This window comes from Streptomyces sp. NPDC020898 (assembly GCF_044333925.1).
GTDB lineage: Bacteria > Actinomycetota > Actinomycetes > Streptomycetales > Streptomycetaceae > Streptomyces.
This window is the reverse complement of the sequence record NZ_JBIRRV010000020.1, coordinates 145,499-152,607: the sequence shown is the minus strand read 5'-3', so window position 1 is coordinate 152,607 and position 7,109 is coordinate 145,499. Positions and strand designations below refer to the sequence as shown.

Below are 7,109 nucleotides of genomic sequence, written 5' to 3'. Positions count from 1 at the left end.
GAGGCGCTGGACGGGCTGGGGTGCCTGGGCCTGGGCTGTAGGAGCGGTGGGGCGGGTGGGTGGGAAAGGAGGTGGGGCTGGACGGGCCTTGTCTTGAGGCGCTGGACGGGCTGGGGTGCCTGGGCCTGGGCTGTAGGAGCGGTGGGGCGGGTGGGTGGGAAAGGAGGTGGGGCTGGACGGGCCTTGTCTTCAGGCGCCGGATGGGCTGAGACGCCTGGGCCCGCGCTGAGCAGAGACGGCAAACGGGTGGGTGGGTGGGAAAGGCGGCCTGAAGTTGAGCTTTGCTCAGTTGTGATCGGGGTGGGGGACTGCGGGGGCGGGGCGTTGGTGTTTTGGTGGTGTTGGACATTCCGGGTCACGTCGTAACGGAGGTGTGCGCCATGCCCGACGCCGCTTCGCGGCTACAGAGCTTCGCCGAAGAGTTGCTGCAGGTCCCTCTCCCGGTGCGTATCCGCGCCTGGGACGGTTCGGAGGCGGGGCCGCCCGGCGCCCCCGCGCTGGTCGTCCGTAACCGCCGCGCCCTGCGCCGACTGCTGTGGAAACCGGGCGAACTGGGACTCGCCCGGGCCTGGGTCGCCGGAGACCTGGACATCGAGGGGGATTTCTATGCCGCCCTCGATCTGGTGTCCGGGCTGGTCTGGAACCGCGGGGAGGGCGCCCGGAGCCTCTCCGAGGCGCTGCGCGAGCCCGAGGTGCGCACCGCGGTGCGCGGGCTCCTGAAGATGGCCGGGCCGCCCGTCCCGCCCTCCCCGCCCCGTGAAGAGGTTCTCCGCAGACGCCGGGGCCTGCACACCAAACGCACCGACAAACGGGCCGTCAGCCACCACTACGACGTCGGCAACGACTTCTACGAGATCGTCCTCGGCCCGTCCATGGTGTACTCCTGCGCCTACTGGGAATCCTCCGGTGCCACTCTCGAAAACGCTCAGCGCGACAAGCTCGAACTCGTCTGCCGCAAGCTCGGGCTGACGAGCGGCCGGCCCGGTGTACGCCTCCTCGACGTCGGCTGCGGCTGGGGCTCCCTCGCCGTCCACGCCGCCCGTGAGCACGGCGTACACGTCGTCGGCGTCACGCTCTCGCAGGAACAGGCCACGTACGCCCGTAAGCGCGTCGCGGACCAGGGGCTCACGGACCGGGTCGAGATCCGGGTGCAGGACTACCGGGATGTCACCGACGGGCCCTTCGACGCCGTCTCCTCCGTGGGGATGGCCGAACATGTGGGCGGCGAGCAGTATCTGACGTACGCGCGTGATCTGTACGCCCTGCTCAAGCCCGGTGGGCGGCTGCTCAACCACCAGATCGCGCGTCGGCCGCACGTGGACGAGACCGCGTACAGCCTCAACGGGTTCATCGACGCCTATGTCTTTCCGGACGGGGAACTCGCTCCGGTCGGCACCACCGTCACCCAGCTGGAGCGGGCCGGGTTCGAGGTGCGTGACGTCGAGTCGATCCGCGAGCACTATGCCCTCACCCTGAGACAGTGGGTGACCAACCTGGAGGCCGACTGGGCGCGGGCCCAGCAGCTCACCAGCCCGGGGCGCGCCCGCGTCTGGCGGCTGTACATGGCCGCCTCCGCGCTCGCCTTCGAACAGAACCGGATCGGCGTCAACCAGGTTCTCGCCGTGCGTACTTCAGGGTCGGGTGCGTCCGGGGTGCCCTTGCGGACCCGTACCTGGAACTGAGTGTTCAGAGAAGCCTTCGGAGAAAGGAAAGGGCCCGTTCCGGTCGTGCTCACCCCGGAACGGGCCCCTTCTTCCCTTCCCCTACTCGCACACTCCCCCTACTCGGACTTGATCGCCGCCAGCATGTTCAGGCGGGCCGCGCGGCGGGCCGGCCACAGGGCTGCCAGGACGCCCACGGTGGCCGCGAGGAGCAGGAAGAGCGCCATCCTGGCCCAGGGCAGGACGAGTTCGTACGTCGCCATGCTGCTGCCCACCAGTTCGCCGGCCGCCCAGCCGAAGAACACACCCAGGCCGATGCCCAGGACGCCGCCGAAGAGGGAGATGACCAGGGACTCCAGGCGGACCATCCGCTTGATGCCCTTGCGGTCGAGGCCGATCGCGCGGAGCATGCCGATCTCCTGGGAGCGTTCGAAGACCGACATGGCCAGGGTGTTGATGACGCCGAGGACGGCGACCAGGACCGCCATCGCCAGCAGGCCGTAGAGCATGTTCAGCATCAGCGTGAACATCTGGGCGATGTCGTTGGAGATGTCCTTCTTGTCCTGGATCTGGATGGCCGGGTTGGAGCCCAGCGCCTTCTCCAGCTTGTCCTTCGTCGCGCTCGTCGCGCCGTCCGACGTCTTGACCATGACCTGCATGTCGGAGACGTCCGTCTGGTGCGGGGCCAGGACGGCGTTGTCGAGCATGATGCCGCTCATCATCTCGTTGCTCTCGTACACGCCCGTGACCGTCAGCTGCTGCTTCTTGCCGTCCTCATAGACGGCCGTGAAGGACGAACCCGCCTTCCAGTCATGGGACTTGGCCGTGCCGTCGTCCACGACGACCTGGGTGCCGCCGACCTTGAACGTGCCGTCGTCGACCGTCAGCTCGGTCAGCTCGCCGATCGTGCCACCGGTGACGCCGGTCACCCACTCCGTCGTGCCGTCGATGCTTACGTCCGCGTTGCGCAGGGGGCTGAGGGCGGTCACCCCCGGTGTCTTCGCCAGCGTTCGGGCGACCTCGGGGGAGAGCTCGTAGCCGTTGGCCATCGAGACGACGTAGTCCGCGCTGATCGAGGCCGAGGCCATCTTGTCGATCGACTTCTGGAGGCTGCCGGCCATCACCGTCATCCCGGTGATGAGGGTGAGCCCGATCATCAGCGCGGAGGCCGTGGCGGCCGTACGGCGGGGGTTGCGGACCGAGTTCTGGCGGGCCAGCTTCCCGGAGACGCCGAACACGCGCATGAACGGGGCGGCGGAGGCGATCAGCGGACGGGAGAGCAGCGGGGTGAGGATGAAGACGCCGATGATGAGAAGTACCGCGCCGATGCCCATGGGGGCCTGGCCGTCCGAGCCGCTCATCGTCGTGGCCGCCAGGACCACGGCGATGCCCGCGCCGGAGAAGAGCGCGCCCAGCGTGTTGCGCAGCACCAGCGACTTGGTGGTCGCGGCCGCGTGGACGCTGCTCATGGCGGCGACCGGGGGGATCTTCGCGGCCCGGCGGCCGGGCAGCCAGGCGGCCAGCATGGTGATGAGGATGCCCACCGCGAGGGCCGCGCCGACCGTGCCCGGGGTGACGATCAGCGGTCCGTCGGGGACGGTCGCGCCGAGCGTGCCGAGCAGTGCCTTCAGCCCCGCTCCGATGCCGATACCGGCCACCAGACCGGTCACCGCCGCCACCGCGCCGACCACGAACGCCTCGACCAGCACGGACCGGGTGACCTGCCGGCGCGAGGCACCGACCGCCCGCATCAGGGCCAGTTCCTTGGTGCGCTGGGCGACCAGCATGGTGAAGGTGTTGGCGATGATGAACGTACCGACGAAGAGCGCGATGCCCGCGAAGACCAGCAGGCCCTGCTTGAGACCGCTCATCGAGGCGGAGATGAACTCCGCCTGGTCGTCGGCGAGTTGATCAGCCGTCGTCGTCTCGACGGTGCCCTTCGGCAGCGCCTTGTCGAGCGCTGCCTTCAACGCGGTCTGACTCGTGCCCGCCGCTGCCTTGACGTCGATCTCGTCGTACGTGCCCGGCTTGCCGAACAGCTGCTGCGCGGTCGCCGTGTCGAAGAGGGCGAGGCTGCCGCCGGCCGCCACGTTGCCGTCGTCCGTGGTGAAGATGCCGGAGACGGTGGGGGTGAGCACCGGGCCGTCGACCGACAGGCGCACGGTGTCGCCGACCTTGTAGCCGGCCCGCTCCGCGGTCTTCGCGTCGAGGGCGACCTCGTTCGCACCGTGCGGCGCGGTGCCCTCCGACAGCGGATACCGGGCGTCCTTGTCGCCCCAGAAGTTCCCGCCCTGCGACTGGAAACCGTCGCCGACGAGCTTGCCGTCCTTGTCGGCGATGGCGGTGAACCCGGTCACGACACCGATGGCGGAGGCGGCACCCGGAACCCTCGCACTCTCGTCGAGCAGAGCCTGCGTCAGCTCCGGGGTCTTGGCTGTCCGGTCGCCCACATCGGCCTGGCCGCTCGCCTGCACGGCGACGTCGACCTGGTCGAAGCCCTTGGCGGAGCTGTTCTGGAGGGCGTTCGAGAGGGTGTTGGTGAAGACCAGGGTGCCCGACACGAACGCGACGCCGAGCATCACGGCGAGCACGGTCATCAGAAGCCTGGCCTTGTGCGCGAGTACGTTGCGCAGGGCGGTACGGAACATGGGGTTGTCGTCTCAGTCCGTCGTGTCGTGAGGTGAGGTGAAGTCAGGGGGGAGCAGGGAGCCCGGAGTTGAGGGGGGCGTCAGCCTGTCCGGTGATCGTGGGTCAGCTGGTGCGGACCTTGGTGTCCAGCCGCTTCATGCGGTCCAGGACGCTGTCCGCCGTCGGGCCGTACAGCTCGTCCACGATCCGGCCGTCCGCGAGGAAGACCACCCGGTCCGCGTACGCCGCCGCCACCGGGTCGTGGGTGACCATCACGACCGTCTGCCCCAGCTCCCGTACGGAGTTGCGCAGGAAGCCCAGTACCTCGGCGCCCGCGCGGGAGTCGAGGTTCCCGGTCGGTTCGTCGCCGAAGATGATGTCGGGGCGGGAGGCCAGCGCGCGGGCCACGGCCACGCGCTGCTGCTGGCCGCCGGAGAGCTGGGAGGGGCGGTGGCTCAGCCGGTCGGCGAGGCCGATCATCGTGATCACCGAGTCCAGCCACTGCTTGTCCGGCTTGCGGCCCGCGATGTCCATCGGGAGGGTGATGTTCTCCAGGGCGGTCAGCGTCGGCAGCAGGTTGAACGCCTGGAAGATGAAGCCGATCTTGTCCCGGCGCAACTTGGTGAGCTGCTTGTCCTTGAGGGAACCCAGCTCGGTGTCGCCGATGCGCACGGAGCCGGACGAGAACGAGTCCAGGCCCGCCACGCAGTGCATCAGCGTGGACTTGCCGGAGCCGGACGGGCCCATGATCGCGGTGAACTCGGCCTGCTTGAAGTCGACGGAGACCCGGTCGAGGGCGACGACCTGTGTCTCGCCCTGTCCGTAGACCTTGGAGAGTTCCGTGGCCCGGGCGGCCACCGCGGTGGTGATCCGGTCGGCGAGGGGAGTGGTCGTCACGGGTGGGGCTCCTGTCGGACGGCGGGCGGCGATGGGTTCGAGGTGTGAAGCTTCCGGACCTCGTGAACCATCGTCGTGGCCGAAGGCCGTCATGTAGTCAGCCGCTGTTCCGGTTCCGGGGGCAGACTCCGGGCGGACCCCGAGGGCCCGGGTCATACCTGGGGATGACGGCCGACCCCGACAAGGGATGACGGCAAGAACAGGTGGAGCCACCTTGTTCGGGCGGTGAAATTCCGTCATTCCGCATGCGCGCCGGGCCGCCTCGCGAAAGGCTATTGGCAAGTGCGGATGGCCCGTTCCAGGTGCTGATGCACCCTCAGACGTCAATAAAATAAGACAACATCGGTCCCCTCACCCGCAGTTCGGGTGAGGCGTCCCGATAGGCTCGGAACCTCGATGCGGAGCCCAGGGCCTGCCCGGATGGTGGAATGCAGACACGGCGAGCTTAAACCTCGCTGCCCCTTCGCGGGCGTGCCGGTTCAAGTCCGGCTCCGGGCACCTCCGACCGCCATATGCCGGTTTTGTCGGTGCTCCCTTCATTGAGGACTTCATCGCAGAACCGTTGACAGCGGGCGTGTGTGGTCAGACACTCGTGGGAACAAGTTCGTGAAAAAAACTTCACTACACGAACGCGATAACGGTCGGCCGGCAGTCCCGGCAGCCCCCGGCAGTCGCGGAAAATGGCGAAGAAGCCCACGGCGAAGAAGCCAACGAAGGGAACGACCGATGCGTACCACCGTCGGCATCATCGGAGCCGGCCCCGCCGGGCTCCTGCTCGCGCGGCTGCTCCACAACGCCGGTATCGACTCGGTCGTCCTGGAGAGCCGGGACCGGGAGTACGTGGAGCATCGCCAGCGCGCCGGGATCCTGGAGCAGGGGACCGTCGACGTGCTGCGCGCGGCCGGCGCCGGCGCCCGTATGGACCGGGAGGGGCTGCGCCACGACGGCATCGAGCTGCGCTACGACAAGAAGCGCCACCGCGTCGACTTCCCCGCCCTCACCGGCGGCCGGTCCGTGATGGTCTACGCCCAGACCGAGGTCTGCAAGGACCTCATCGCCCTCCAGCTGGCGGAGGGCGGTCCGCTGCTCTTCGAGGCGGAGGCGCTCGCTGTGGAGGGGGCAGACGGTGGCAGTCCGAGCGTGCGCTTCCGGCACGAGGGGCGCGAGGACGTACTGGAGTGCGAGTACGTCGTCGGGTGCGACGGCTTCTGGGGGGTGGCCCGTACGGCGATCCCCGCCGAGCTCACCCGGGTCTTCGAACGGTCGTACCCCTTCGGCTGGCTCGGCATCCTCGCCGACGTGCCGCCCTCGCACGACGAGCTGGTCTACGCCCGCCACGAGCGCGGCTTCGCCCTCCTCTCCATGCGCTCCCCGTCCGTCTCCCGCCTCTACCTCCAGGTGCCCGACGGCACCGACGCCGAGGAGTGGAGCGACGAGGAGATCTGGGACGAGCTGGAGCGGCGCTTCGAGACCGCCGACGGCTGGAAGCTCGACCGGGGGCCCATCACCCAGAAGTCCGTGACCCCGATGCGGAGTTACGTCCACGAGCCCATGCGGTACGGGCGGCTGTTCCTGGCCGGGGACGCCGCGCACATCGTGCCGCCGACCGGTGCCAAGGGGCTCAACCTCGCCGTCGGGGACGTCGTGACCTTCGCGCGCGCCCTGACGCACCAGAAGGAGACGGGGTCGGCCCAGCTGCTCGACGCCTACTCCGAGACCTGCCTGCGCCGGGTCTGGCAGGCCGAGCGGTTCTCGTACGACATGACGACCCTCCTGCACCCGGCTCCGGACGCCACTCCCTTCGAGGCCCGGCTCCAGCTGGCCCGGCTGGAGCGGATCGCCGGCGCCCGTTCGGCGGAGGCCGACCTTGCCGAGGGGTACACGGGTTTCCCGCTGGACTGAGGGGAGACCCGAGGGTGGGCG

At 69.1% G+C, this 7,109-nt stretch carries 4 protein-coding genes and 1 tRNA gene; 3 read left to right on the top strand and 2 right to left on the bottom strand.

Annotated elements, in window-relative coordinates:
- Positions 1–380: 380 nt before the first annotated feature.
- A complete protein-coding gene (locus tag ACH4TV_RS40800) occupies positions 381–1,682 on the top strand; it encodes a class I SAM-dependent methyltransferase (protein ID WP_398406414.1) in 1,302 nt (433 codons plus the stop codon).
- 98 nt (positions 1,683–1,780) lie between these two features.
- Here the strand turns inward: ACH4TV_RS40800 and ACH4TV_RS40795 are convergent, their stop codons facing one another.
- On the bottom strand, positions 1,781–4,309 hold the full coding sequence (locus ACH4TV_RS40795) for an ABC transporter permease (RefSeq protein WP_398406413.1): 2,529 nt from the start codon (positions 4,307–4,309) through the stop codon (positions 1,781–1,783).
- A 103-nt stretch (positions 4,310–4,412) separates the two neighbouring features.
- A complete protein-coding gene (locus ACH4TV_RS40790; RefSeq protein WP_398406412.1) occupies positions 4,413–5,186 on the bottom strand; it encodes an ABC transporter ATP-binding protein in 774 nt (257 codons plus the stop codon).
- Positions 5,187–5,600: 414 nt separating this feature from the next.
- On the opposite strand from ACH4TV_RS40790, the gene ACH4TV_RS40785 reads away from it, so the two are divergent.
- Positions 5,601–5,684: transfer RNA gene (locus ACH4TV_RS40785), tRNA-Leu, on the top strand.
- 228 nt (positions 5,685–5,912) lie between these two features.
- Positions 5,913–7,088, top strand: a complete 1,176-nt coding sequence (locus tag ACH4TV_RS40780) for a 4-hydroxybenzoate 3-monooxygenase (RefSeq protein ID WP_398406411.1) — start codon at positions 5,913–5,915, stop codon at positions 7,086–7,088.
- Positions 7,089–7,109 lie beyond the last annotated feature (21 nt).